27 protein-coding genes are annotated in these 24,129 nt (G+C 62.6%); 11 read left to right on the forward strand and 16 right to left on the reverse strand.

Features of this window, described 5'->3' with window-relative positions:
• Positions 1–69: 69 nt before the first annotated feature.
• The 3 genes from HYG81_RS26650 to uvrA form a co-directional block, all read right to left on the reverse strand.
• A complete protein-coding gene (locus HYG81_RS26650) occupies positions 70–1,083 on the reverse strand; it encodes a DUF7972 family membrane protein (RefSeq protein WP_180842670.1) in 1,014 nt (337 codons plus the stop codon).
• A gap of 105 nt (positions 1,084–1,188) precedes the next feature.
• Positions 1,189–1,605 carry a DUF7994 family protein gene (locus tag HYG81_RS26655; protein ID WP_180842671.1) on the reverse strand — a complete coding sequence of 139 codons (417 nt, stop codon included), beginning with the start codon at positions 1,603–1,605 and terminating at the stop codon, positions 1,189–1,191.
• Positions 1,606–1,704: 99 nt separating this feature from the next.
• Positions 1,705–4,668 carry an excinuclease ABC subunit UvrA gene (gene uvrA / locus HYG81_RS26660; protein WP_180842672.1) on the reverse strand — a complete coding sequence of 988 codons (2,964 nt, stop codon included), beginning with the start codon at positions 4,666–4,668 and terminating at the stop codon, positions 1,705–1,707.
• Between the two features lie 239 nt (positions 4,669–4,907).
• On the opposite strand from uvrA, the gene HYG81_RS26665 reads away from it, so the two are divergent.
• The 3 genes from HYG81_RS26665 to HYG81_RS26675 all read left to right on the forward strand — a co-directional run bounded on the left by HYG81_RS26665 (position 4,908) and on the right by HYG81_RS26675 (position 7,297).
• Positions 4,908–5,141, forward strand: coding sequence for a DUF7385 family protein (locus HYG81_RS26665; RefSeq protein ID WP_180842673.1), 234 nt, complete (start codon positions 4,908–4,910; stop codon positions 5,139–5,141).
• 929 nt (positions 5,142–6,070) lie between these two features.
• Complete coding sequence (locus tag HYG81_RS26670; RefSeq protein WP_180842674.1) at positions 6,071–6,373, forward strand: DUF8011 family protein; 303 nt, start codon at positions 6,071–6,073, stop codon at positions 6,371–6,373.
• Positions 6,374–6,790: 417 nt separating this feature from the next.
• Positions 6,791–7,297: a hypothetical protein gene (locus HYG81_RS26675; RefSeq protein WP_180842675.1), complete on the forward strand. Its 507-nt coding sequence runs from the start codon at positions 6,791–6,793 to the stop codon at positions 7,295–7,297.
• A 9-nt stretch (positions 7,298–7,306) separates the two neighbouring features.
• Here HYG81_RS26675 and HYG81_RS26680 read toward each other — a convergent pair whose 3' ends face one another.
• On the reverse strand, positions 7,307–8,473 hold the full coding sequence (locus HYG81_RS26680; RefSeq protein ID WP_180842676.1) for an aminotransferase class V-fold PLP-dependent enzyme: 1,167 nt from the start codon (positions 8,471–8,473) through the stop codon (positions 7,307–7,309).
• 235 nt (positions 8,474–8,708) lie between these two features.
• Between HYG81_RS26680 and nirK the strand changes: the two genes are divergently transcribed.
• A complete protein-coding gene (nirK, locus tag HYG81_RS26685) occupies positions 8,709–9,797 on the forward strand; it encodes a copper-containing nitrite reductase (protein ID WP_180842677.1) in 1,089 nt (362 codons plus the stop codon).
• A gap of 203 nt (positions 9,798–10,000) precedes the next feature.
• Here nirK and HYG81_RS26690 read toward each other — a convergent pair whose 3' ends face one another.
• Complete coding sequence (locus HYG81_RS26690; RefSeq protein ID WP_180842678.1) at positions 10,001–10,240, reverse strand: hypothetical protein; 240 nt, start codon at positions 10,238–10,240, stop codon at positions 10,001–10,003.
• A gap of 254 nt (positions 10,241–10,494) precedes the next feature.
• Between HYG81_RS26690 and HYG81_RS26695 the strand changes: the two genes are divergently transcribed.
• Together HYG81_RS26695 and HYG81_RS26700 are read left to right on the forward strand one after the other, a co-directional pair.
• Positions 10,495–10,644: a DUF7557 family protein gene (locus tag HYG81_RS26695; protein ID WP_180842679.1), complete on the forward strand. Its 150-nt coding sequence runs from the start codon at positions 10,495–10,497 to the stop codon at positions 10,642–10,644.
• A 109-nt stretch (positions 10,645–10,753) separates the two neighbouring features.
• Positions 10,754–11,170: a universal stress protein gene (locus tag HYG81_RS26700; protein ID WP_180842680.1), complete on the forward strand. Its 417-nt coding sequence runs from the start codon at positions 10,754–10,756 to the stop codon at positions 11,168–11,170.
• Between the two features lie 372 nt (positions 11,171–11,542).
• Here the strand turns inward: HYG81_RS26700 and HYG81_RS26705 are convergent, their stop codons facing one another.
• On the reverse strand, positions 11,543–12,976 hold the full coding sequence (locus tag HYG81_RS26705; RefSeq protein ID WP_180842681.1) for an ATP-binding protein: 1,434 nt from the start codon (positions 12,974–12,976) through the stop codon (positions 11,543–11,545).
• Positions 12,977–13,120: 144 nt separating this feature from the next.
• Between HYG81_RS26705 and HYG81_RS26710 the strand changes: the two genes are divergently transcribed.
• Positions 13,121–13,492, forward strand: coding sequence for a universal stress protein (locus HYG81_RS26710; protein WP_180842682.1), 372 nt, complete (start codon positions 13,121–13,123; stop codon positions 13,490–13,492).
• A 2-nt stretch (positions 13,493–13,494) separates the two neighbouring features.
• Positions 13,495–14,070 carry a GNAT family N-acetyltransferase gene (locus HYG81_RS26715; RefSeq protein ID WP_180842683.1) on the forward strand — a complete coding sequence of 192 codons (576 nt, stop codon included), beginning with the start codon at positions 13,495–13,497 and terminating at the stop codon, positions 14,068–14,070.
• Positions 14,071–14,097: 27 nt separating this feature from the next.
• Here HYG81_RS26715 and HYG81_RS26720 read toward each other — a convergent pair whose 3' ends face one another.
• On the reverse strand, positions 14,098–14,556 hold the full coding sequence (locus tag HYG81_RS26720; protein WP_180842684.1) for a universal stress protein: 459 nt from the start codon (positions 14,554–14,556) through the stop codon (positions 14,098–14,100).
• A gap of 221 nt (positions 14,557–14,777) precedes the next feature.
• Between HYG81_RS26720 and HYG81_RS26725 the strand changes: the two genes are divergently transcribed.
• From HYG81_RS26725 to HYG81_RS26735, 3 genes are all read left to right on the forward strand, one after another.
• Positions 14,778–15,251 carry a universal stress protein gene (locus HYG81_RS26725; RefSeq protein ID WP_180842685.1) on the forward strand — a complete coding sequence of 158 codons (474 nt, stop codon included), beginning with the start codon at positions 14,778–14,780 and terminating at the stop codon, positions 15,249–15,251.
• 75 nt (positions 15,252–15,326) lie between these two features.
• Positions 15,327–16,610, forward strand: a complete 1,284-nt coding sequence (locus HYG81_RS26730; protein ID WP_180842686.1) for a DHH family phosphoesterase — start codon at positions 15,327–15,329, stop codon at positions 16,608–16,610.
• A gap of 116 nt (positions 16,611–16,726) precedes the next feature.
• On the forward strand, positions 16,727–17,197 hold the full coding sequence (locus HYG81_RS26735; protein ID WP_180842687.1) for a carotenoid biosynthesis protein: 471 nt from the start codon (positions 16,727–16,729) through the stop codon (positions 17,195–17,197).
• A gap of 30 nt (positions 17,198–17,227) precedes the next feature.
• On the opposite strand, the gene HYG81_RS26740 is transcribed toward HYG81_RS26735, so the two are convergent.
• From HYG81_RS26740 to HYG81_RS26775, 9 genes are all read right to left on the reverse strand, one after another.
• Positions 17,228–17,923: a hypothetical protein gene (locus HYG81_RS26740; protein ID WP_180842688.1), complete on the reverse strand. Its 696-nt coding sequence runs from the start codon at positions 17,921–17,923 to the stop codon at positions 17,228–17,230.
• A 200-nt stretch (positions 17,924–18,123) separates the two neighbouring features.
• Positions 18,124–18,558 carry a DUF5807 family protein gene (locus tag HYG81_RS26745; RefSeq protein WP_180842689.1) on the reverse strand — a complete coding sequence of 145 codons (435 nt, stop codon included), beginning with the start codon at positions 18,556–18,558 and terminating at the stop codon, positions 18,124–18,126.
• Between the two features lie 257 nt (positions 18,559–18,815).
• A complete protein-coding gene (locus HYG81_RS26750; RefSeq protein ID WP_180842690.1) occupies positions 18,816–19,217 on the reverse strand; it encodes a DUF7500 family protein in 402 nt (133 codons plus the stop codon).
• Between the two features lie 57 nt (positions 19,218–19,274).
• On the reverse strand, positions 19,275–19,991 hold the full coding sequence (locus tag HYG81_RS26755; RefSeq protein WP_180842691.1) for a DUF8159 domain-containing protein: 717 nt from the start codon (positions 19,989–19,991) through the stop codon (positions 19,275–19,277).
• Between the two features lie 316 nt (positions 19,992–20,307).
• Positions 20,308–20,394 carry a hypothetical protein gene (locus HYG81_RS45745; protein WP_425607546.1) on the reverse strand — a complete coding sequence of 29 codons (87 nt, stop codon included), beginning with the start codon at positions 20,392–20,394 and terminating at the stop codon, positions 20,308–20,310.
• The gene (locus tag HYG81_RS26760) at positions 20,385–20,627 is read right to left on the reverse strand and encodes a hypothetical protein (RefSeq protein ID WP_180842692.1); all 243 of its coding nucleotides are present in this window, start codon (positions 20,625–20,627) and stop codon (positions 20,385–20,387) included. Before HYG81_RS26760 ends, HYG81_RS45745 begins: the two co-directional genes overlap by 10 nt.
• Positions 20,624–22,600 (reverse strand): hypothetical protein, encoded by a 1,977-nt coding sequence (locus HYG81_RS26765; RefSeq protein ID WP_180842693.1) that lies wholly within the window; start codon positions 22,598–22,600, stop codon positions 20,624–20,626. Before HYG81_RS26765 ends, HYG81_RS26760 begins: the two co-directional genes overlap by 4 nt.
• A complete protein-coding gene (locus HYG81_RS26770; protein WP_180842694.1) occupies positions 22,597–23,115 on the reverse strand; it encodes a hypothetical protein in 519 nt (172 codons plus the stop codon). The genes HYG81_RS26765 and HYG81_RS26770 overlap by 4 nt, the downstream gene beginning before the upstream one ends.
• A 26-nt stretch (positions 23,116–23,141) precedes the next feature.
• Positions 23,142–23,771 (reverse strand): archaellin/type IV pilin N-terminal domain-containing protein, encoded by a 630-nt coding sequence (locus HYG81_RS26775; RefSeq protein WP_180842695.1) that lies wholly within the window; start codon positions 23,769–23,771, stop codon positions 23,142–23,144.
• Between the last annotated feature and the right edge of the window lie 358 nt (positions 23,772–24,129).

The raw sequence follows: 24,129 nt of genomic DNA on the forward strand, positions 1-24,129 counted from the left end.
GAGGAGACACGGAGACGAGGAGGCACGGAGACGTGCAGACGAGCGCAGAGACCGCGGCATCGGCCGGCGTCAGCTCGAGGAACGCGGGACGAACGGCCCGAAATCGGCGGTCCGAGCCGCGATCGTCGCAATCCGAAGCGCGTAGCTCAGCAGGACCATAAAGGGAAGGAAGACGAGGACGACGCCGCCGGCAGCGATTGCGAGCAGCAGCCACGTACTCGAGATTGCTGCGACAATCCTCGCGTACGAGACCAGGAGCAGCCCGCCCCCGACCAGCGTCGGGAAGCCGACGTACAGGAGCATCCGCGAGAGGACAGCGAGTTCGTGCTGGACGTACAGCGTCTTGAAGGTCTGCCGGGCGATCGCGAGGTAGCCGAGCAGTTCGATCAGCTCCTCGAGCGGCTCCGTCTCGTCGAAGGCCGCTCCCCAGTCGTCGCGGAACGTCCGCGCCGCGTGGTAGTAATTCCCCTGATGGTGACCCAGGACGGCTGACAGCGCCTCGAACGTCCCGAACTCGGCGTCCTCCAGCGCGTCGGAAACGGCCCGTCCGTCCGACTCGAGGGCGACGATGAAGCGCTCGAGTTCGTCCCGTTTGTCGGCGTCGGCGTCGGCCGCGAGCGCGTCGGGAAGCCGCCGAGCGCGGTCCACCGTCGCCGTGACGATCACGTTCAGGAACGCGGCCGGCGACGCCGGACTGACGCCCGACGCGGTCAGTTCCTCGACGTCCCGCTGGAAGTCGGTCATTCCCTCGAACCGGTCGCGCAAGTCGGGCGTCCAGCCCAGTTCCTGGGAGAGCACCAGCTGATTGATCGCCAGCACGATCGTGATAAAGGGGAGTGTCCCGCCGACGAGCGAGCCGAACAGCGTCACCACGGCGTCCGCATCGGTCACTGGGAACAGGTCGACGGCGTAGAGCGCGACGACGGCGGCGTACAGGCCGAGCGACAGGATCCCGGCGATCGCCAGCCGGTGGCCGTCGAGTAACAGCCACCGTTTGAGCGGCGATTCGGTTATCTTCTGATAGGTCAACTGGCTCTCCTCGCCGTCCGCGGTCGTGGCGAGTTCCCGGTCGCGTGCGCTCATGTCGGCACCGACAATGGCATCACGGAAAAGAGCGGGTACGGCACTGTCGGCGGCTGATTGTGCGAGCGGGAGAAGCACGGTCCGGATTCGTTCGTGATCGAGCGCTCAGTCGACGGTAAACGTCTCTTCGTCGAGGGACGCGCCGCCGACCCAGCACTCGCGGGCGAACCACGCGAAGTAGCCGACCACGCCGACCGTGAGTACGGCCTCGAGCGGGCCGAGGCCAGTAACGGTCTCGTTCGCGAGGAGGCCCGCGACGCTGACTGCGGCCCATCCGATCGCCAGCAGCGCGATGGCGATCGCGGCGACGCGGGGCCAGCCGAGGGTGGTCGATCCGATCGAGACCCGTTCGCGGTGTCCGGCGGCGACCATCGCACTCCCGACGACGACGAGCCACGAGATAAGCAGGAGTGTCGACGGAGTCGTCGGCGAGCCCAGGACGACGAAACTGGCGGCCAGAAGGAGCGTCGCGACGCCGCTACCGGTGAGCCCGCGCCGGACGATCGTCTTTCCCGCGTTCATGGCAGCGGCGTTGCCGTCCACCGTCGTTAATCGTTCGGATCGCCGCGCCAGGCCCGGGTCGCTATCACCGATCGCCTCCGTGAGACGTGGACGGCGCGTTCAGTCGTCGTCCATCGGTGCCGTCATCGGCTCGACGCGCTCGCCGCGCGGGCCCTCGAGGTCGATCTTCGGGAGCAGATCCCGCAGATAGCGACCGGTGTGGGAATCCTCGGTTCGCGCGATCTCCTCCGGCGTGCCGGTGGCGACGATTTCGCCGCCGTTCTCCCCGCCCTCGGGACCGAGGTCGATGACGTGATCGGCGTTCTTGACGAGGTCGAGTTCGTGCTCGATGACGGCGATGGTGTTGCCGTTGTCAGTCAGCCGGTGGAGCACGTCGATGAGTTTTCGCTCGTCCTCGCTGTGGAGACCCGTCGTCGGCTCGTCGAGCAGATAGAGGGTTTCGCCCGAGTCCTTCTTTCCCAACTCTTCGGCGAGCTTGATCCGCTGGGCCTCGCCGCCGGACAGCGTGGTGGAGGGCTGGCCGAGCGTCATGTAGCCGAGGCCGACGTCCTTCAACAGTTTGAGTCGCCGGCGGATCTGGGAGTTGGACTCGAAGAACTCGTAGGCCTCCTCGACTTCCATCTCGAGCACGTCCGCGATGGTCTTGCCCTTGTAGGTGACGTCCAGCGTGGCGTCGTTGTAGCGAGCACCGTCGCACTCCTCGCAGGGGACGTAGACGTCGCTCAGGAAGTTCATCTCGATCTTCACCGTTCCCTGTCCGCCGCACTCCTCGCAGCGGCCGCCCTTGACGTTGAAGGAGAACCGACCCTTCTCGTAGCCGCGCTGTTTCGAGAGCTTCGTCGAGGCGAACAGCTCCCGGATGTAGTCGAAGACGCTGGTATACGTCGCGGGGTTCGACCGGGGTGTCCTTCCGATCGGCGACTGATCGATCAGCCGCACGGTTTCGATCTGGTCGAGCCCCTCGAGGGCGTCGTGCTCCCCGGGAATCACGCTCGTGTTGTCGTTCATCTGGCGAGCGAGCCCCTTGTAGAACACGTCGTGCATGAGGGTGGACTTGCCGGAGCCCGAAACACCCGTAATGGCGGTAAAGCAGCCCAGCGGGATGTCCACGTCGAGGTCTTTCAGATTGTGCTGGCGTGCGCCGCGGATCGTCAGTGCGCCCTCGGGGTCGCGGCGCTCGTCGGGCACCGGAATCTGCCGCTCGCCCGAGAGATAGTCGCCGGTGATCGATCCTTCGGTCGCTTTGACCTCCTCGACGTCGCCGTTGGCGACGACCTCGCCACCGCGCTTGCCGGGGCCGGGCCCCATGTCGATGACGGCGTCCGCCCGTCGCATCGTCTCCTCGTCGTGTTCGACCACGAGGAGCGTGTTGCCGATGTCGCGCAGTTCCTCCAGGGTGTCCAGCAGCCGGTCGTTGTCCCGCTGGTGGAGTCCGATCGAGGGTTCGTCGAGCACGTAGAGCACGCCGACGAGGCCAGATCCGATCTGCGTGGCGAGGCGGATGCGCTGGCTCTCGCCGCCCGACAGCGTCGAGGCCTCGCGGTCGAGCGTGATGTAGTCGAGACCGACCTCGCACATGAATCCGAGCCGCGCCCGAATCTCCTTGAGGATCTCCTCGGCGATGACCTTCTCGCGCTCGGTGAGGTCGGCTTCCATCGACTCGAAGTGCTCGAGGGCGTCGCCGATCGACAGCCCGTTGATCGCCGTGATCGAGGTGCCGTCGACCAGCACCGCTCTCGAGGCGGGCTTCAGCCGCGTGCCGTCGCAGGCCGGACACGCCGTGGCCGACATGTAGTCCTCGATGTGCTCCCGCGTCGAGTCGGAGTCAGTCTCGAGGTACCGGCGCTCGAGATTGGGAATGACGCCCTCGAAGTGCTTTTTCTTCCGACGGGTGCCGTTCTTGGTGCGCCGCTTGAACAGGACCTTCCCGTCGGTCCCGTAGAGGAACGCCTGCTGAATGTCTTCCTCGAGGTCCTCGAAGGGCGTCGACAGCGAGACGTCGAAGTGCTCCGCGACGGCGTCCAGCCGGGTCTGGTAGTACGATCGGTTGTAGCTCCAGGGTTCGAAGACGTGCTTGAGCGGCTTGGACTCGTCTTGCAGAACGAGGTCCTCGTCGATCTCCTTGGTTTCGCCTAGGCCCTCGCACTCGGGACACGCACCGTGGGGCGAGTTGAAGGAAAAGGAACGGGTTTCGATCTCGGGGACGTCGATCCCGCAGTGCGTACAGGCGAGGTCCTTGGAGAACTCGACGACGAAGCGGTTGTCCTCCTCGGTCTCGTCACCGAGCGCGCCGGTTCGGCGGGCCGCTTCGCCGAGGTCTTCCGCGACCGCCGCCGGCGCGTCCGGGAGGATGACCTTCAGGACGCCCTCGGCCTCGTCGAGCGCCGTCTCGACGCTGTCGATGATGCGGGGGCGGTCCTCGGCGCTGACCTTGACGCGGTCGACGATCACGTCGACGGTGTGGTCGAAGTTCTCGTCGAGATCGGGATCGTCCATCGTGAGGTCGTACTCCTCGCCGTCGATCTCGACGCGGGCGTACCCCTCCGAAACGAGTTCCTCGAAGAGGTCCTCGAAGGCACCCTTCTGGTCGCGAACGACCGGCGCGGCGAGTTTGGCTTTCGTTCCCTCGGGCAGCTCGAGGATGCGCTCGACCATGTTCTGTGCGCTCTGTTCGCCGACCTCGCGACCGCACTCGGGACAGTGAGGCGTGCCGACGCGGGCGTAGAGCAGGCGCAGGTAGTCGTGGAGCTCCGTGACCGTCCCCACCGTCGAACGGGGGTTGTTCGCGGCGTTCTTCTGGTCGATCGAGATGGCCGGCGAGAGGCCCTCGACGGTCTCGACCTGGGGCTTGTCCATCTGGCCGAGGAAGTTCCGGGCGTACGCCGACAGGCTCTCGATGTAGCGCCGCTGGCCTTCGGCGTATACCGTCTCGAACGCGAGCGATGACTTGCCCGAGCCCGAGAGGCCAGTGACGACGGTAAAGGCCTCTCGAGGGATCGAGACGTCGATATCCTTGAGGTTGTGCTCTTCCGCGCCGCGTACTTCGATGGTGTCCTTGCTCATCGTTCGATCGCAGCGGGGGACTGTCCGTCCTGTTGATACGGTTCCAGATTCATTGTACCAGAGTCAGTAGCCGGAAGGCCTTAACGAGTCTGAAAGCTCACTGCCGTGCTACCGATTACCAACCTATGTGTGACCGTCTCGGAGCCATCGTCGATCGGTCGCGATCAGCACGTAATCTGCGACACGAATCGAATCCCGCTTCTCTCCCGTTTTATGAACGCCGAGCGAGAAGGGGACGTATGGACGACGTCGACTTCGACGAACTCGTGGCCTCGGTAACGCTTCGTGAGGAAAACCAGGCGATCAAGAGCTATCAGAACACGGTGGCGATCTCCTGCCCGGCCTGTGGCTCCCAGTTCGACGATCTCATCGTCTGCAAGGAAAATCCGACGAGCCTCAATCTCTCGAAACAGCTGGATCTGTGCGTGGGATCGGCGGACGATCAGGCGGTCATCTTCACGCACAAGAAATAGCGTTCCAACTCCGCTGAACCCCTTTTCAGCTATTTTAGTGAATAGCCCGTTCACTATATGTCCGGACTTATCGTCAGGACTAAAACATATAAGTATCAATTGGTACACTAATGGACATAATGCGGAAAGTCCTTATTGGTGCCGCTATCGGACTTGCAGCCGCTACCCTCTATGACATACTCAATATAGGAAGCCTTCTGGGGCTTTGAGACAAGTATCAGACGTAGAACTGAACAATAGGTAGGTAGTCTACACAGGGGATTCTACCCTGAACTACCTGCAAAGAAGAACAGCAATTCGCTATGTGAACTTGCGAACTTACCGCTGTAATTCTATCAGATGCCAGTGGGATTGTGAGAATTGTGTTGAGTACAGAGCGCGTCTGTTGCGACTATTGAATTCTGAAGACGACGGTAACTATGGGTGCAGGGTAGCCCATGCCCATCATACTGAGTGTGAACTACTGTGAATCCACGGATCGTTCGAGAGTTTTGAGACCAAGATAGACGACTGCTCCTACGAAAAGACCCTCTATAGCTGCGTTCGCCACAACAGATTCGATGAAAGTTAGCTGTATTAATTGCGTGACTGCTGTACCAAGAACCGCAAAAATGCCGGCGGCAAACGCAAATCTGAGTCTAACCATATTATAGTTGTAAAATACACATTTATGACTGTTTTGGTGGTAGATAGCACTCATTGTATTTCCTCCAATTGTATCTCCCGTGCTGAATATACCCTCTCTATTCAGCACGCTATTTCTCACAAAATATGGACAGGTCATAATGGGTCGTGGTAAATAGAGGGCGCAAATCTCGCAGTATGTTACCTCCCAGTTCCTGCAGTGGAATCGCGTAGCACGGGAGAGGACGTTCCACTGGAATCACATTGAGTCATCATTTTGTATCTTTAGCATGAATGCATCACTTATGGTCCCCTATATCAGCGACGTTCTGTTCAACGAGCCACAAGGCCATCCCAACTCACTCATCCAGTTTGGCCTGTCGCTCACCTTCTTGTGCATATTCGTGTATGGTTCGAGTGTCGGCGACGCTGGAGAATTCTTGTGGGTACTATTCCTTATCGTCGGAAGTGCGCTGTTCGGAATCGCCGAGTCCCTCCCCGAGAACCGGCGACAGGCGGCGGGCGTACTCCGCTTCGCGGGAATTCTCGTACTCCTAATTCTGTTGCTATCCGGCTTCCTCCGTCTTGAGTTTCTTATTGGCGGGTAGCCGTCGGCGTTGCCGTTCTCTGTACTAATCTTCCCCTTCGGGCTTATTGATCATTGTAGGGTCAATTCGCAGAGTTACTCCACCTGCTATCTTACAATCTATGGCCACCGATTGCATACACGCTCTATATCCAGCAGGTTGTTTCTGATATTTATCCGGGATGTGGGTGGCCGCTCTAGTAACACCTTCACCTTTACTGACCGAATCGGTACGTTCCAAGTACAAACCCGCCGTCAAGCGACAGCCAGCTAAGAGCAGCGTTGGCAATCATCTCCGAAACGTCTACTTCGCGTCTCGAGCCCCATGTCACCGAATCGACTGACCGCTTCCCGAGCCGTGATCGCTGTGACCCGATCTCGAGTCTGGAAAGCAGTACCCGGACCAAAGTGACTTCGGCCGGTAGCCCCAAGGGAACCCATGACCGACGACGCCGCGGAAACACTCGCGGTCGACGAATTCGTCGAGTACTGCCGGACGCAGGCCGGCTTGCTCTCGGGGAGCGTCGAGACGATGGGCAAGGAGGCCGACGAGCTACTCGACGAGATCGACCAGGAGATGGCCGAGATCCGATCGCGCCTCGAGGCGCTTCCGGACGGAGTCGAAGGGACCGAAACGCCGTCGACCGCGGACGTGCCGGACGCGAGCGAGGTCGACGTCGCGGCAATCGAGGAGTTACAGGAGGAACTCGAGGAGAAGCAACTCCTCGTCGAGGCCAAACAGACCCGAATGCAGGCGTTTCAGGAACTGGCTGCCGGCTACACCGAGTTGGCCGAGGAGCTCGCAGCGACGGCGGACGACGGACGGGACGCACTGACCCGCATCGTCGAGTTCGAGGCCGACGCCGATGCGCCGCTGTACTTCGACGACGAGCGAGAGACGATGGTCGAGGTCGCGGCCGAATCGGCGGAGACGGACTCCGAATAGGCGGTCGCGCTATCTGAACTCCTCGTCGAGTGCCTCGAGCAGCGCGTCGACATCCGCCCGGCTGTTGAACGCGTGGATCGATGCGCGAACCGCGTCCGGATTCGGGAGGTGTCGGATCACGAGACCCTGCTCAGCGAGCCGCTCGACGGTCCGCTCGGGGTCGTCGACGGCGATCGTCACCAGTCCGGACTCGGACGCTCGCGGACTCAGCAATCGCTTGTCCGGAACCCCCTCCTTGAGCCGATCGGTGAGGCGTTCGATTCGCCGGTGGATCGTCTCGAGTCCGATCTCCTCGAGGATCGTGATCGCTTCGGTCAGTCCGGCGTGGGGGGCCGGGCTCGCGGTCCCGACCTCGAATCGCCGCGCCCCCGCCGCGTACTGATAGTCGCCGACGTTCGCATCCTCGACGCTCCGGTAGCCGATCGCCGCGGGGACGCGGTCCCGTTCGACGCCGTCGCGGACGAACAGAAAGCCGGCACCGAAGGGGGCAAGCAGCCACTTGTGGCCCGCCCCGACGACGAAGTCGGCACCCCACTCGCGAACGTCGACCGGAACCTGCCCGGGGGATTGCACGGCGTCGACGAGCACCAGCGCACCGGCGTCGTGGGCGATCTCGACGATCGTTTCGATCGGTAGCCGCGTTCCGTGGGTCCAGGTGAGCGAACTCACACAAAACAGCGTCGCGTCTTCGGCGGCTGCTTTCACCGCCTCGAGATCGAGCCGTCCGTCCTCGTCGACGGCTTCGCCGTCTGCTCGTTGCGTCGGAGACGCAACGCTGGTCTCGAGCACCCGCACCTCGACCTCGTGGTTGCGCTCGAGGCGCTGCCACGGCAGGATCCCCGCGGAGTGCTCGAGATCGGTCCGAACGACGACGTCGTTCCCGTCCCAGTCGAACGCGCCCGCGACTCGGTTGATCCCGTCGGTCGTGCTCTGCGTGAGCGCGATCTCGTCCGGCGACGCTCCGAGCAGGTCGGCGACGGCCGCTCGCGCCTCCTCGTAGGCATCGAACGCCGCGGGGTACATCCCCTCCGCTGTTGGGGCCTCGTACTCGTGGTGCTCGAGGGTCGATTCGGCCGCCTCGACGACCCGGCGCGGGCTCGGGCCGCCGGCGCCCCAGTTACAGTAGACGCTCGACTCGAGGGCGGGCATCGTCTCACGGAGCTCGCTGGGTTCCATAGGTCGACTGTGGGTCGGTATCGTGTTCGGTCTGACGGTCGCCTCGAGTCGCGGGCCGCGAACCGTCGTCGAACGAGGAACGAGCGGTCGGAACCCGCTTTTACCGCACCGTTCGGTGAGAGGGGGGGGGTACTTAACTGCCCATGATATGCGGGGTTTCCGCGATCAGATTACTATTCGTCGGGAACCGTCGTGATGGTTGATCATATGTCCACCACTATATGCAAGTAGGACAATGACCGCAACTCAAATCAACCGGCGGCAGATGGTACAGGCGATCGGAGCGACCGGCGCGCTGGCAGTGGCCGGCTGTCTCGGTAGCAGCACGGAGGGGAACGGTGCGGAAACCAGCGAACCTGCGGATGAGGACGGACTGGAAGCGACGAAAGCGGTCGACATCGAACGGATCGCGCGGGATCCGACGGACGTTCCGGCACCGGTCGACTGGAACGAGCCCCGCACGCACGACGTGACGCTTCGGACCGAGCGAGTGACCGCTGAAATCGAACCGGGCGTTACGTTCGACTACATGACCTTCGAGGGGCAGGTGCCGGGGCCGATGATTCGGGTCCGCCAGGGTGACACGGTCACCCTCACCTTCGACGTCCCCGAGGACATGAACCTAGCGATGCACAACGTCGACTTCCACGCGGTCTACGGCCCCGGCGGGGGTGCCGACGCGACGACGATCGCTCCCGACGATGACCCGACCCAGATCGAGTTCCGCGCGGAGTACCCCGGCGTGTTCATCTACCACTGTGCGGTCCCGGCCATGGACTACCACATCAGTAGCGGCATGTTCGGCTCGATCCTCGTCGAACCCGAAGACGGGCTGCCCGAAGTGGACAACGAGTTCTACCTCGGCCAGCACGAGATCTACACCGCTGGTGAGGTCGGCGAGGAAGGTCACCACGAGTTCGACCACGACGCGATGAAGCGCGAAGAACCCACCTACGTCATCTTCAACGGGCAGGCCTACGGCTTCACCGCCGACGGCGTCGGCCCCATGCAGGCCAACACCGGCGAGACCGCCCGGGTCTACTTCGCCAACGGTGGCCCGAACCTGCTGAGCTCGTTCCACCCGATCGGGAACGTCTTCAGCAACCTCTACCGCGACGGCGACCTGCTGAGCGAACCCGCGAAGAACGTCGAAACGACTCCCGTCGCGCCCGGCACCACCATCGCCGGCGAGATGGAGTTCCCCGTCCCCGGGCCGGTCAAGCTCGTCGACCACGCCCTCTCGCGGGTTGTCCACCGCGGCGCTCTCGGCGTCATTGACGTTCAGGGCGAGGAGAACCCCGACGTCTACGACGAGGATCCGTGAGCGGGAACGGTCCGCTCGACGATACCCCGTTTCTTTCTGTTCCACTTCTTCCTCGAGTCAAAGTCGTCGCTCGAGCCGGGCCTATTGCTCGAGTTGAACCCGTCACTCCGATCCGATGGCCTCGTCGCTCTTCGATCCGGCACTGCTGACGAGAATCGAGAGCCGTGCCAGGGACCCGTCAGTGGTCACCCAGAAGCGACTGCCTAGAGCTCCCCGCTCAGAACGACCTCGTTGTCGACCCGCTCGAGCATGTCTTCGGTGACGACGTAGTCCTCCTCGTCTTCGCCCTCCCAGCCGACCGACGCGAGTACCTGTTCCGCCACGCTGGGGTTGGGATCGACGAAGGCTCTGCGCCCGTCGACTTTGGCGACGATACCGAGTTCCTTGCCAGCGACATCGACGACTGTCTTTCCGACATCGTCGTCAGTCAGTGGTGCTGTCATATCCGTGATTACGGCGACCGCCCGGGTAAGTGACCGGCCGTCCCGTGCCGGTTCGATGATCGGAATGTCGGTTCGACGCGAAATGATGGCTCGGATGCGGGATGGCGGCTTGGATGCGAAACGTCAGCCTGAACGAGCGCGGCATATACCGCCTGCAGCTGCTGGCCAGAGGAAGCTATCCGTGCGCCCCCGGACTATTTGACACCGGTCGTCGATACTTCGACCGACGCGCCCTCGCCGCGCGATCACTACCCATGACACAGACACTCGAGATCAGCGACGACCTCAAGGAGCGACTCGACAACCACTGCGAGGAGGGCCAGTCACCCGAGGAACTCGTCGAAGAACTGGTTGCGATGTACGAGACCGAGGGGGCCTTCCTGCAAGAGGGCTACTCGGAGTAAGGCGACGAGTGTGGACCCTGCGCAGTCGTCACCGGGACGAACCGACGAGCGGACGCCCACAGTATGTGAAATGATGACACTCAAGTAGGTCGTCCGCCTAGTAGTTCACATGCACCTATTAGTCGCCCTCGAGGACTCGGAACCGGGATGGGCGGCACTCGAGTTTGCGTGTCGGGAACACGGCGACGACGAGATCACGGTTCTCCACGCCGTCGACCCGACGAGCAGCGGGTACGGCGAGGTCGCACACCTCGGTCCGGATGCGCTACTCGAGCGCCAGCGCGAGGAGGCCCAGGACCTGCTCTCGTCGGCCGAGGATCGCGCGGCCGAGGAGGGCTGTTCGATCGATACAGCGGTCGTCACCGGGCAGCCGGCGGACGTCATCGTCGACTACGCGACGGAGAACGCGATCGACCTGATCGTCGTCGGCAGCCACGGCAGAACCGGCTTCTCGAGGGTCTTGCTCGGCAGCGTCGCGGAACGGGTCGCTCGGCAGGCTCCCGTGCCCGTGACGATCGTTCGATGAGAATCCGTGCGACACTGCTAGTTGCGTTTTTATGCGTTGTTCAGCCTTCCCGTATCTGGAACAGCGTCTGCTGATGGAATTGAGTGAGACAAGGCGTCTCGCTATCGTGGCAACAGGGAATCGCCACGCCCTCCCCAGCCGATTCGCTCACGCCGTTCGGCGTTCGCTCATCCCTCGCACGGCTTCGAGCCGCGGTTCATTGGCATTCACCGCGCCACAGCGCGCGCCACCGCGTGCCAGTTTCTCAGTCTAAGCGAGACGTAGAGAACCGCTATTGAACGACTGTGAGGAAAATCTCGTTGAAACGAGTCAATAGGACTACTATCGGAGCAAAAGGAGGGATATTAGATTGGACTCGGTTCAGGTCAGGCGTCAGTGATCGTGGTCGTGATCGTGCGAATGGTCGGCCGGCTCACCGCCATCACTAGCCGCATCGATGTCTCCGCCGGCGACGAGCGCGTCGTGGTCGCCACCCATCATGTCCATGTTCTTCAGGGTGTCGCGCTCCTCGAACTCCTCGACGGCGTCGAGGAGGTCCTCCTGTGTCAGCGTCGTGCGGTCCTCGGTCAGCGCCTCGAGGACGGCCTCCCGGAGCACCATTCGGAGGTCGCTCCCGGTCAGCCCCTCGGTGACCTCGGCGATGAGGTGGGGATCGAACTCGTCGATGTCCATCGTTCGAGTAATGAGACCGAGGATGTCCGCCCGCATGCCGGAGTCGGGCTTCGGGAAGTTGATAATCTCGTCGAAGCGCCGCCAGGCGGCGTCGTCTAACTGGTCGGGGTGGTTGGTCGCCCCGATGAGCAGGACGTCGTCATCGATGAGCGAGATGTTATCGATGCTCTTGAGCAGCGTGTTGACCGCGCGTTTGAGCGCGGCGTGTTCGTCGCTGCGGCGGGTCTTGGCAACGAAGTCGAACTCGTCGATGAAGAGGATACACGGCGAGAGCCGTTTGGCGACCTCGAAGGTCTTGTCGACGTTTTTGGCCGTCTCGCCGAGATACTGCGAGGTGATCATCGAGAGTTTGACCTCGACGAACGGCAGATCCATGTCCCGGGCCAGCGCCTGTGCAGTCGACGTTTTCCCGGTCCCTGGCGGCCCGACGAACAGCAGTTTGCCGATCTCACGCAGGCCGATATTCGCGAGGTAGTCTCGGTGTTCGATCGCTTTCGAGATTTTGTCCAGTTCGTTCTCCTGATCCTTCGTGAGGACGAGGTCGTCGAGCGTGATCTCGACCTCTTCGGGGGCGCGGACTTCCACGAGGTCGAGCATCTCCTCGTCGTCGTCCTCGTTGAAGTACTCGTTGAGGAGGCCGTCGATCCAGACCCGATCGGCCTGAATCGGCCGGTTCTGCTCGCGTGCTTCCTCGTGGGTCACGCCGACGTCGTACGCCTCGTGATTCGCGAAGTATTTCGCCAGCGTCGGGTTCTCGAGCAATCGCTCGTCGCCGACGCGGTCGATGAACCACTCCTCGGCCATGTCCTGCTGGGCGAGGGTAATCGTGCCGGAGAACTCGTCGCGCTCGGTGAACATCAGGTCGGCGACGGCGTCCCACGGCTGGTCGACGTCGGTCGCCTCACGTGCAGTACTCGTCGTGACTGACAGCGGGCGACTGATTCCGGCGGGTTTTCGGGGACTGCCGCCGCTTCCCTCGTTCCCGTCATCACTCCCACTCTCGTCGTCGACGCCGCCGGTCCAGTATACCTGGCGGAACGACGGCGGGAGGTCGTTCTCGTCTAGCGTCCGGTCGTCCGAATACACGCTCGTCGTGAGCAGAAACTCAACGACATCGAGCGCCGCATCACTCATTCCGTGAACGTATTCACTACACGTTCTTAACAGCGTCGTCATGCACAACGTATGCGACGCTGTTCCACCCGAACGGGCTGCAACCGCGTTTCGAGTCCGGAAATCAGCACAACCGTTTTCGTCCATCGGCTCACAGTCACCCGTATGAACGTGTTGCTGGGTCTGGGTGGCAGCGACGAGTCGGTGAAAACGCTCCACCAGACCATCGAGCGAACGCGAGACGTCGGCGACGAGCTCACCATCGTCGTCGTCGATAAACCCGAGTCGAAACGATCGCAAGACGAGACGTACCAACTGGCCGTCGACCGGCTCGAGGAGGTCGGTCTCGACGACATCCCGGTCGAGAAACTCGAGGGCGATCCCGGGAGCGCACTCGTCAATTACGCCGAACAGGGCGAGTTCGATCAGCTGGTCATCGGCGGCGGCACCCTGAGCCCGATGGGGAAGATCCAGCTCGGACCAATCACGGAGTTCGTCCTATTGAACGCCCCGACAACGGTCAAGCTGGTGCGATAACGATGGTCGGAACGCGACAGTATCCGGACGAACCGTCCGGTCCGTTCCCCTCGCCGCCGACGACTATCGAGGACGGCAAGGGTCGGTCGATCGAGTTCCGCGCACCGGCGGCGTTCGCGACCGAGGCGCTCGAGGACGTCGTCGACATGTACCGCAAGTTCGATCCCACCGACCGAGCGCAGGGGATTCCGCCGACTGGCGAGGATCGCATCCGCAACTGGCTCGAGGCGATCGGCGAGGACAGCGTGAACGTCGTTGCCAGACACGACGGCGACGTAATCGGTCACGCGATGCTCGTCCCCGACACCGACGATCTATCGACGGTCGAGCACAAGGGGGACATCGAGTGGGAGCTGGCGATCTTCGTCCTCCAGACCTATCAGCGGGCCGGAATCGGCACGGTCCTGCTCGAGCAGCTACTGGGCCACGCGAGCGAGATTGGAATCAAACGCGTCTGGCTGACCGTCGAGCGCTGGAACAATCCCGCGATCGCCCTCTACGAACGAGTCGGATTCGAATCGACCGGGACAGAGAGCTTCGAACAGGAGATGGCGATCCTGCTCGACGGGGACGATTGAGGTTCGGCCAGTCGCTGCTCCATCCGGCTACACGGAAAGGACGGGCTGGCTCGCGTAGGAGAGGACGTATTCGGCGGCTTTCTCGAGGACTTCAGCCTCAGCGCCGGTAACGGGTTCTCGGGGAAGGACGATGAAGTCGGCATCGATGGCGTCAGCGGTGTCGAGGACGACGTTACCGGGGTGGCGCGTCTTCCGCGTCTGGGAGAACCCGTCGTCGACGGAGGTCGCGAGCGTAACGCCTGCCTCGTCGGCGATATCGCTCACGTCGTCGAAAAAGCCCTGCGTGTTCTCCGCGATATCGGTTTCGTCGACCGTACCGACGTCTAATCCCCGGATGACGCCACGTCCGAGGACGTACAACGCGTGCACGGAGGCGTCGTAGCGGTCGGCGACGGCGATGGCGTACTCGACGGCTGTGGCTGACTCGTCGCTCCCGTCAACCGGTGCGAGAACGGTGTCGACGGTAAACGGCTCGCTAGCGTCCATACGCGGCAGTGAGTGTTCCGTCGCAAAAAAGCCACCCCACCGAACGCGTCCCCGACCGGTTCGGTGCACGTGATCCGAGCGGTTCACCCTGCTTGTACGGAGACTACACTCGCACAGAGACCTCGCTTACACGGAAGCCTCGCTCGCACGGCAGTCCGCTTGCATGGCGGTCCGCTACCTGAACAGGGACGTTTAAGCAACCAGGTGCGCAACCTCTCGATATGTTCGATACGGTCGTGGTCGCCACCGACGGCTCCGAGAGCGTGAAACGGGCCATCGACGTCGCGCTCGATCTCGCGGATCGCTTCGAGGCCGACGTCCACGCCCTCTCGGTGGTCGACGCCAGCGAAGTCGACGCCTCGCCTGAGCAGCTCCGGGAAGAACTCCGTACCGCCCTCGAGACGACCGCCGACGCCGCGATCGCCACGGTCGAGGAGCGCGCCGAAAGGGAAGTGACGACCGAGATCCGCAAGGGGCGTCCCGCCGCCGAAATCTGTGAGTACGCCCGCGAGATCGATGCGGACGTCGTCGCGACCGGGACTCGCGGTCGCCACGGAGAGAATCGCCTCCTGCTCGGCAGCGTCGCCGAGCGGATCGTCCGTATCTCGCCCGTCCCCGTGTTGACGGTGCGCCAACTCGAGCCAACGGGCGACGATGACGATACCCCAAGCGAAGCGCTAGCCGCCGACGCCTGATCCGACGCGACGGACGCTGGCCCGGCGTCTCACGATACCGGCGGTTACTTCCCCGCCGGTCACGCAGCACGTACCATGTACGACGAACTCATTCAGAGCGGCGATCTGTCGCTCGCCCGGAAATCAGTGCTCCCAGGAACCGGTTTTTTCCTGCCCGATACGCTCGAGGAGGACCTCGAGGACCAGCAGACCGCAGCCGCCCTCGAGGGGGCCGAGGTCGCGGTCATCGCGGACCCGGACGCCGACGGACTGGCCTGCGTCGCACTCATCCGAGAGGCCTACGGCGACATACAGAACGTGCCCGAACCCGACGAGGATGCAGCCGAGGACGACGACGATGCGAACCAGCCGGAGCCAGTCGCCGACGCGACTGACGACGCCGACGAACAGAACGTCGTCATCGCGGCCGGCGACGCCGAGGAGCCCCTCGAGGAACCCGAACCGACGCCCCACAACGTCGCGCTCATCCCCGCGAGCCCCCACAACGTCGAGGACGCGCTGGCTCGCGTCGCCGAGTTCGGCGACGAGGGGATCGACTGCTTCGTCTGCGACCTCGCGCCGGATCGCTACGAGTACGTCGAGGAGGAACTCGCGGCCGCGCTCGAAACCGCAGACCGCGTCGCGTGGTACGACCACCACCAGTGGGGCGACGACGTGGCGCAGGCGGTCCGCGACGCCGGCGTCGACCTCGTGGTCGGCGACTCCGACGAGGAGTGCAGCGCCGACGTGGTCTATCGCTCGCTCGAGTACGACTTTAGCCCGATGTACGAGGAACTGGCGGCCGTCACCCGGGATCACGACCTCTGGCTGCGCGAGGACCCGCGCAGCGACGATCTGGCGGATTACGCCTACTGGACCGACCCCGCGGAGTACGTTGAGGTCGTCCGCGAGTACGGCGTCGACCTGCCCGAGTGGGTCACGGACTACATCGCCGAGCGCCGCGTCGAGAAGGAGGCGCTCATCGACCAGGCGGTCGGCCGGGCGGAGCTTCGCGAGATCGGTGGCTACACGGTCGGCATTACCTACGGCCGCTGCTCACAAAACGAGGTCGCCGAAGCGATGCGCGAGCAGGGAGCCGACGCCTCGGTGATCGTCAAACCCGCCGGCTCGGCCTCCATTCGGGGCACCGACGAGTTCGAACTGTGCCACGAGGTCGCGGGGAAGGTCAACGGCGGCGGCCATCCGAAGGCCGCGGGCTGCAAGCCCGACATCTACGACGACATGCTCGACTATGCGAACCACTGGACGACGCGCGGTGCCGTGACGAAACGCGTCATCCTCAACGCGTTCCGAGACGTCGTCGAGGAAGCGGACGAGGATGCCGACGGCGACGCGGACACCGACACGAGCGAGGACTGACCGGCTCAAGGAGTCTGCGTGAATCGAACGTCGGACCGAATTAGCTTCTTTTTCTCGTCGAGTACAATTAATAGATACTTCAAAATACTTCTACTATAAACTCAAAACAGATCGGTATGTCTCAACGACGTCTCTTCGCCGGAACGGCCGCTGCGGTCGGCGTCCTCGCACTCGTCCACGCTGGGTTCACGTGGCCGATATACGCGACGCTCGCGTTCTTCGGTGGCGGTGCACTCATCGCGTTCGTCGGCGAGGCAGTCGTCATCAATCTCGACTGGCTGGAACACCATATCGGCCCGAAAATCGTCGGTGTCCCACTCTACGTGCTGTTCGGGTGGACGGGGACGATCTACGTCGCGTTCCGCGTTGCGCTCCTCGTAACCGACGGCTGGACGGCAGTCGTCGCCGCTGGCGCGCTCGCGACCACCTACGACGTACTCACCGACCATCGGGGCGTCGCGGACGGCCACTGGACGTATATAGACGACCTTCCCGGTCCCCGGTATCGCGGCGTTCCCTGGTGGAACTTCGTCGGGTGGTTCGCCATCAGTTGTCTCACGGCGGCACTCGCCGTCGTCTTCCTCTGATTCGTTCCTCGTGACCCTGTCCGTCTCCGCTCACTGCCGCGACGCGAAGTACCGCATCACCAGCTGCAACACGTGAACGAACACGCCGGCGACGGCGATGTAGACGCCGATCGTCTGGAGCGCGACCGATTCGCTGCGCTGGTCGCGAACCTTCCAGATCTCCCAGCCCAGCCGAAGCAGGAAGCCGAGGAAGATGAGGACGAAGCCGACGAGCAACACCGGCGCGACGAAGGTCCCGATCAGAATCGCGACGATGCCGCCGATGAACGCGTAGTTGGCGTAGGAACCCCAGTGCTCGAACGTCTTCGATCGCGCGTAGACGTAGGCGGCGATGACGGCCGTCAGCACCGCGACGACGACCGCCGTCACGGCGAGGATCGTCAGCTGGGACTCTCGAGGCGCGAAGCGAAGCACGCCGGCTCCGAAGACGCCGAAGGCCAATTGCAGAATGACCATTCCGACGAACGCAATTCCCATGTCCCCGCCTTCGACGCCTCGCTCGGCGACTAACTGCCCGGCCATGATGGCCGCGCCGTAGGCGAGCGCGCCGATGATCGGGAACGAGAACAAGTAGTCGTTGACGGACGCCAGCGGCGTCACCACGAGGACGTACATCAACAGCACGTTGATCGCCATCAGGGCGCTCGCACCGCCGATCACGCGCGCTTCACGGCTCGAGAGACCGAACCCGCGACCGGTCTCGTACGGGGTTTCGGTCGAACTCATGATCTCGTTATAGTCCGCTGAGCCGCAAAAGGCTACGGCCTACTCCTGACAGATGCTATTGTGACGCCGAGTGACTACAGGCTGGCAGCCGTCGGCAGTTGGCGATCCGCGGTCGGTGATCCGCAGTTGGCGATCCGCGGTCGGTGATCCGCAATCGGCGATCCGCTCTCTGCGATCCATGATTCGCCACCCGATATCCGCTATCCGTCCGCCTCGCCCACGTTCCATCGATCCGAGAACGCCGTCCCGCAGGTGCACTGGGCGTAGGCGTGGACGACGTCCCCCTCGGCGTAGATGCCGCCGACCTCCTCGTTTTGTGCCTCGGCGAACGCGAAGACGAACTGGATCTCGTGTTCTCCGTCTGCCGCTGCGTCCGGACAGTGCCCGCCCGTCAACTCGTCGTCGATCTCCCCCTCGTTGCTCATCGCGGACTTGGCGAACTCCATCGCACCGGTGCCGGTCGCCGCCTGAAAGGCGTTCCGCCCGCGCTCGCCGTCGATCACGATCAGCGTCCCGTCGTCGACGCGCTCGCCGAACTCCTCGAGGCGCTCGTCCGACACGTAGGAGTCGGCCAGAAACAGCGCCACGTCCTCGAGTCGCTCGCCCGCCAGAAACGCCTCGCGTTGGTCACTCATGGCGTCGGATTCGCGCTCGAGGTGGAAAAAGGGCGGTATTCGGATTTTCGGCCGGGTTCGAGGGCGTCGGCTGAGGCTTCACTCGTCACTGGTGGACATCGATCTGCATAAAAAATGTACCGCCGCGGTACTCCCTGACAGCGGACTCACGACCTGTCGTTCGCGAGTGATTCGACGGGCGAACGGAGCCGCTGAAACGACACGCCCAGTTGCGACGGTCGCGTCTGGGACGCGTCGTTTCAGTGGCTCGAGTGGGCTTAGACCTCGAGATCTGACGCGGCCAGCATGACCTGCAACGCCTCGCTGGGCGACATGTCGTCGTCGAGCTGGCTCGCGTACCACGTCAGGAGGTCGACGAACACCTCGCGGACGTCGTGCGACGTCGCGTGATGGTGTGCAATCTCCCCGTCGGTTTTCAGCGTGATGTCGACGCCGTGTGGTTCGGCCGCATCGGTGAGGTCAGCGTGTGTGTGGGTGGACGACTCGGACTCGCTCTCAATGGAGTCATCGGTCAGTATAGTATCCATCGTCTCGGCATCAGCTGACTCGTCCGTGCGAACGAGATACCGGTTGTCACCCAGTTCGGCGATGTTGTCCGTCTCGAGCGAGAGTTCGTCGGGGGTGAGAATGCCGTCGTCCTGCGTGTCGTCAGGGGTCATCTATTGCTACTATCGTGGGTCCGTGAGTATTGTAAGTCTACGCTCTCGAGTGGGTTCTCAATCGCCGCTTTCGTTGGCGACCGTCTCGTCGTCCGCGCCGTCGGAGTCGTCAACGGTTCCGTTGGGATCGTCGAGGGAGACATCGTTTCCATCGGCCTCGACGTCCTCTCCGTAGACCTTCGAGTTCATGATGTTGTTCCAGAGCGAGAACCGGTTCATGTCGATAGCGGTCCCCGATCCGCTGCCGTTGGTTTCGTTTCCGGCGGACTCGTTCCCGGCGGTTTGGTTGCCGACGGTCTCGTTGTCCGTCTCGAGGTCGTCGCCTCCGTCCGCCGTACTATCGAACTGGTGGATCCACTCGGTGTCAATTCCCCAGCCGTGGGCCTGCTCGTCGAACGGATTCGAGATCTCGGTGTACAGGAACTCGATGTCCGATCCGCGGTGGATCAGGGCCTGTTTGTAGATCTCGTAGATCACCGTGATTTCCTCGTTGGATTCCTCGACGTCGGTCGCGTCGGAGCGATAGGTGAGGTAGAGTTCGTCGTCCCCTCGAGCGAGTCTGTCGACCTCGATATCGTGGTCTTCGAGGAAGTAGTAGAACTCGCCGGGCGTTCCGTCCGGGGGATCCGATGGCTCTTCGGGTTCGATCAGATTGCTCGAGTTGGTGCCGAGCAGCGAGCCGAGGCAGCCGGCCGTGGCGGCCGTCAGCGCAGTCCCGGCGGCCGCGCCGAGAACGCGTCGTCGAGAGGGAGTCGAAGCGGGGTCGTCCGTCATGTACTGCTCTGATCGCGGAACCCGCAAAAAGACCCGGACGATATCGAACGCTGAGTCGAGACCAAACTCGAGCCGTCAGCCGTCTCGACCGGGACTTTGTCACAGTACGAGACGTCTCTGACGGATAGATCCAGTCGGATCTGGAGTCTTTCTACCCGGCTCGGCGTCGGAGAACGAGACGCGGCGGTTCGTTACCCCGCGTCTCGAGTGTCTGTGTGTGCGTGGAACCGACGGACGATCAGGCCTCGAGATCTGATGCGGCCAGCATGACCTGCAGTGCCTCGCTGGGCGACATGTCGTCGAGTTGGTCGGTGTACTATGTCAGGAGGTCCACGAACACCTCGCGGACGTCGTGCGACGTCGCGTGATGGTGTGCAATCTCCCCGTCGGTTTTCAGCGTGATGTCGACGCCGTGTGGTTCGGCCGCGTCGGCAAGTGACCAGCAGTTTCTGGGGTAACGACCGGTGACTCCGCCAGTGGACCTCCCGTATCGCTAGTAGCGAAGAGGTCCGTGTTTTGTTTGTCAGTGTCGGCTCGAATCACGTACTGATTCTCGGCGAGTTCTTGGACGTAATCTCCCTCGAGCACGAGGTCGTCGAGCTCGAGGATCGTATCAGTGTCTGAAGTATCAGTCATGGGTTTCTGATTGGAAGGTACTGCTCGAGGAGGTCAGCGATTGGGAGCGCGAACTGTCGACCGCTACCGAAGTACTCCAGCCCCGAGAGGAGCAGGAATACAGCCATGGCGGCGACGGCAAGCGCGAGTGCGAGGGCCCCGATGCGATCCCACCGGTCAGTTCGTGTCGCGACAACGATCCACACAGCGAGGACGCCGGCGATACAGAGGTTGACGATCGCGTGCGTCTGGACGATGGTCCCGACGGACCAGTTGACCGCGCCGAATACAGCGATTGCGATCGTGACACCGATAGCCGTGAAGCCACACACCGCCAGCGCGAAGGGACGCCACTCCCGGTTCGTGACCCGACGGATCGGCTCGAGGCGGAACACGCCGTACAGCAAGATGGGGACGATCGGGGCGAGATAGCGAACCGTGATCGTCGAATGAAGCGGCAGTCGAGAGATGTACATGAGCGTGAAGAGGCAGACGTAACAGAAGGCGAATAGATCCGTCTGTGTGAGCGGATCACGCAGCTGCTGTCGAACGGAGTGAGTCCGTTCGATCCGTTTTGCCGCGACGACGGGAACCGCGACGAGCGCACCGAGGACTGGTGCGGACTCGGCGATCGTCAACTCGACGGTCTGGCCCCCAGTTTGACTGTAATTAACGCCGGGGATTCGACCGCTTCGAAGAAAAACGTGGGAGAGGCGATCAGCACTCAGCGCGTCGAATCCGGTGTTGAGCACTCCGCCGAAGACATCCAATGCGTCCCGTGTGCCGTCGATTCCCGCCGAGGCCGTAGCGATCACCGCGCTAACGAGCGGGGTGAGGACACCTGTCGGGCCGGTACTCGAGTCGCTATCGACGGGTCCAGTTCCACCGTCGCTTCCCGCAGCGGATTCCCCGCCGGCTGTTTCGGAACCGGTCGCACCGGGATCGGCGTTTTCGACCAGCACGTCGCCACCCGTGTACGCCGAGAGCAACCGCGGTGGTTTGACCGGATTCCCGGAGATGAGCGTGTTCGTCACGAAAAACGGCACCAGCGAGAGGACGAAGACACCGCCGATGATACCGAGCGTCCGCGGGTCCCTCGAGCGAGCCGTCAGCAGATCCGCCGGAAGGAGGACGGCGAGTAGCGCCAGCGCTTCCGGGGCGTGAATCCACGCCGTCGCGCTGACTGCTGCGTAGGCGAGCGATCGGAACGCGACCCCCTCGTCGCCGTTCGCGATAGCGACGCGACTTCGGTAGAAGCCGTACAGCGCGATCAGGGCCAACAACGCGGTCAGTACGTGCCGTTTCGGGATCGACGCCCAGAATCCGATCGGGACGAGGACGACGCCCGTGATCCCGGCCGCCGTCGCGACTCGTCTCCCGTGTGCGTGTGCGAACAATCGGTAGAGGACGACCGGAACGAACCCGGCCGCGACCATCGTACTCACCTGTAACGCGACCAGTGGAAAGAGTCGCGGCGGAAGGGCAGTCGCGGTCGCGAGGTTCGCCTGAAAGAGGACGAACGCGAGCCCGCAGCCGACCAGCGTCGCGAGACGGCCGCGCTCGAGCAATCGACCGAACTGAATACAGAAGCCGAGCACGAGGAAGCTCCACAGCGCTGCGATGGCGATCCGCGGGCCGGCGACGAGCACGACCGCCTCGAGCCCCAGGAGGAACGGCAGCGCGAAGACGATCTGCCCGTAGTTTCGCGCGTAGAGCCGGCCATCGAAGATATTCATCCCCGGCGTCGAGGGATCCGTCGGCTCGTAAACGGCCTGCGTGATGTGGAGGTGTCCCTCCGAGACGGCCACGAGTCCGTTCCCGATGGCGAACGTGTCGACGATGAAAATGTCGACGCGCCACAGGAGAGCGAACAGCACGAGCGCCCCGAGGTAGATGGTGAGCCCAGTTCGGTCACCGAACAGCAGCCGAACGAGTAGCGTCCGATCGACCTCAAAGTCGGTCAGTTCTTCGCGGACGCGATGGGCGGTGCTCATTCGGGCACCTCAAGCACGACCGTCTCTTCGGTCACGGTGAACACCATGTCGTCGGATTCGGCGGTGACCGTGACCGTTGCCTCGACGCTCGAGTTGGCAGTCCCTGCGACGGACTCGTCAGGGATCGAGAGCGGAACCGATCGCTCCGTTCCCGCGGCGACGCTGCTAGTTGCGGTCCCCTCGTAGTTGAGTTCAGGGATCGAAATTCGATAGGTGATCGTAACCGATTCCGCGCCGGTTTCGACGTAGACCAGCGCGTCGGGGATCTCGAGTCGATGTGAGTCGGTGTCCGTTTCCTCGAGCGAGAGGTTTGCAGCGGAAACCCGCTGCGGGGAGACGAACAGTTGCCGATCGAGGGAGACACTCTCTTCGTTTCCGGCGAAAGCGGTGTAGAGATCTGCGGATTCGTCAGCGGGGTCAGTAGCATCGATCGCTGGTACCAGCGGTCCGGCCGCGAGCGTAACGAGTAGTATGCAAAGCGCGGTTATAGCGACGCACTGGTGTTCTAGTTCCATAAAAATCGGTGGGAAAGAGTCCCTATTTAGACGATGACGTAGTTCTTGTCACCGAAAGTATTCGGGACAGTGACCCCGTAAACGGACGTTGCACCAGACTGGTCAACGAGCGTAAGGGTAGCATCGGAGCCGGTCTCGAGACCGTGACCGTTCGATTCAACCTGTGAGAGGTCAATATTAACGGAGACCCGTTCGTCGCTGTTGATGAGTGCGTCAGACTGACCGCTCTCAGGAGTTTCTAACGTAGTTGAGAACGTTTCACCATTTGCAGTCCCATCGGCATACGTCAGTGTTTTAGCCGTCGTATCACTCGTATACTGAATCGTCATAGAAGTCAGATCGATTTCTTCAGATCCAGCCGACTTTTTAATCGTCAAACTAAGATCACTGACAACGTCCACGTCTGGCGTGTCAGTATCATCATCTATGTCCACATCACTAGTGGTCGTCCCAACCGCATCGATCACCGAAATCTGATTTGCGACTTCCTGTTGCGTGTCGGATCCAGTACTCGAGGCCTGACTCTGGAGGAGTCCGGCCGTGTTGATTAGTACGCCCGCTGCGATCGCTGCCACAAGCACCATTGCGATGAAGACGATCAGGGTACCGATACCGACCTGACCGCGTTCGTCTGCGTCTGTAATTTTTTCGAACATTATGTGTACACCCTGAATGCCGCCCTCGCCCGTTCGTTCCCGTCGTGGGTTTCGGTCCCACCATGGAACCTCGAGACGCCCGCGTGGACGTCGGACTCCGGCTCAACGGGACCGACCCGTCGCTCCCTCGATGGGTATAGAGACGGGTCAGTTATCGTGTCCCGTCGAAGTTCGGAGTGAGGCGAGTAGTTTGGCATCACAGTATTTGGGGATGTACCCCGACGAAGGCAACGAACAGATAGACTATCAAGCTCCGTATCATTTCAACCGGCGTATCGAAACTCGACTCACGTCTCGAAACGCGGGACGAACTCGAGCATACACCTTTAGGAGCGCCCTTGCTACTGAGGACTAGTAT

The sequence above is a fragment of the Natrinema zhouii genome (assembly GCF_013456555.2).
Taxonomy (GTDB): Archaea; Halobacteriota; Halobacteria; order Halobacteriales; family Natrialbaceae; genus Natrinema; species Natrinema zhouii.

Coding starts and splice junctions, on each gene's coding strand:
- HYG81_RS26720 (WP_180842684.1), bottom strand. CDS start 14,556: ATGGACGCTAGCGAGCCGTTTACCGTCGACACCGTTCTCGCACCGGTT.
- HYG81_RS26680 (WP_180842676.1), bottom strand. CDS start 8,473: ATGGAACCCAGCGAGCTCCGTGAGACGATGCCCGCCCTCGAGTCGAGC.
- HYG81_RS26725 (WP_180842685.1), top strand. CDS start 14,778: ATGTTCGATACGGTCGTGGTCGCCACCGACGGCTCCGAGAGCGTGAAA.
- HYG81_RS26705 (WP_180842681.1), bottom strand. CDS start 12,976: ATGAGTGATGCGGCGCTCGATGTCGTTGAGTTTCTGCTCACGACGAGC.
- HYG81_RS26700 (WP_180842680.1), top strand. CDS start 10,754: ATGCACCTATTAGTCGCCCTCGAGGACTCGGAACCGGGATGGGCGGCA.
- HYG81_RS26655 (WP_180842671.1), bottom strand. CDS start 1,605: ATGAACGCGGGAAAGACGATCGTCCGGCGCGGGCTCACCGGTAGCGGC.
- HYG81_RS26670 (WP_180842674.1), top strand. CDS start 6,071: ATGGTCCCCTATATCAGCGACGTTCTGTTCAACGAGCCACAAGGCCAT.
- HYG81_RS26695 (WP_180842679.1), top strand. CDS start 10,495: ATGACACAGACACTCGAGATCAGCGACGACCTCAAGGAGCGACTCGAC.
- HYG81_RS26730 (WP_180842686.1), top strand. CDS start 15,327: ATGTACGACGAACTCATTCAGAGCGGCGATCTGTCGCTCGCCCGGAAA.
- HYG81_RS26690 (WP_180842678.1), bottom strand. CDS start 10,240: ATGACAGCACCACTGACTGACGACGATGTCGGAAAGACAGTCGTCGAT.
- HYG81_RS26770 (WP_180842694.1), bottom strand. CDS start 23,115: ATGGAACTAGAACACCAGTGCGTCGCTATAACCGCGCTTTGCATACTA.
- uvrA (WP_180842672.1), bottom strand. CDS start 4,668: ATGAGCAAGGACACCATCGAAGTACGCGGCGCGGAAGAGCACAACCTC.
- HYG81_RS26710 (WP_180842682.1), top strand. CDS start 13,121: ATGAACGTGTTGCTGGGTCTGGGTGGCAGCGACGAGTCGGTGAAAACG.
- HYG81_RS26775 (WP_180842695.1), bottom strand. CDS start 23,771: ATGTTCGAAAAAATTACAGACGCAGACGAACGCGGTCAGGTCGGTATC.
- HYG81_RS26665 (WP_180842673.1), top strand. CDS start 4,908: ATGGACGACGTCGACTTCGACGAACTCGTGGCCTCGGTAACGCTTCGT.
- HYG81_RS26750 (WP_180842690.1), bottom strand. CDS start 19,217: ATGACCCCTGACGACACGCAGGACGACGGCATTCTCACCCCCGACGAA.
- HYG81_RS26760 (WP_180842692.1), bottom strand. CDS start 20,627: ATGACTGATACTTCAGACACTGATACGATCCTCGAGCTCGACGACCTC.
- HYG81_RS26675 (WP_180842675.1), top strand. CDS start 6,791: ATGACCGACGACGCCGCGGAAACACTCGCGGTCGACGAATTCGTCGAG.
- HYG81_RS26735 (WP_180842687.1), top strand. CDS start 16,727: ATGTCTCAACGACGTCTCTTCGCCGGAACGGCCGCTGCGGTCGGCGTC.
- HYG81_RS26765 (WP_180842693.1), bottom strand. CDS start 22,600: ATGAGCACCGCCCATCGCGTCCGCGAAGAACTGACCGACTTTGAGGTC.
- HYG81_RS26740 (WP_180842688.1), bottom strand. CDS start 17,923: ATGAGTTCGACCGAAACCCCGTACGAGACCGGTCGCGGGTTCGGTCTC.
- nirK (WP_180842677.1), top strand. CDS start 8,709: ATGACCGCAACTCAAATCAACCGGCGGCAGATGGTACAGGCGATCGGA.
- HYG81_RS26755 (WP_180842691.1), bottom strand. CDS start 19,991: ATGACGGACGACCCCGCTTCGACTCCCTCTCGACGACGCGTTCTCGGC.
- HYG81_RS26650 (WP_180842670.1), bottom strand. CDS start 1,083: ATGAGCGCACGCGACCGGGAACTCGCCACGACCGCGGACGGCGAGGAG.
- HYG81_RS26715 (WP_180842683.1), top strand. CDS start 13,495: ATGGTCGGAACGCGACAGTATCCGGACGAACCGTCCGGTCCGTTCCCC.
- HYG81_RS26745 (WP_180842689.1), bottom strand. CDS start 18,558: ATGAGTGACCAACGCGAGGCGTTTCTGGCGGGCGAGCGACTCGAGGAC.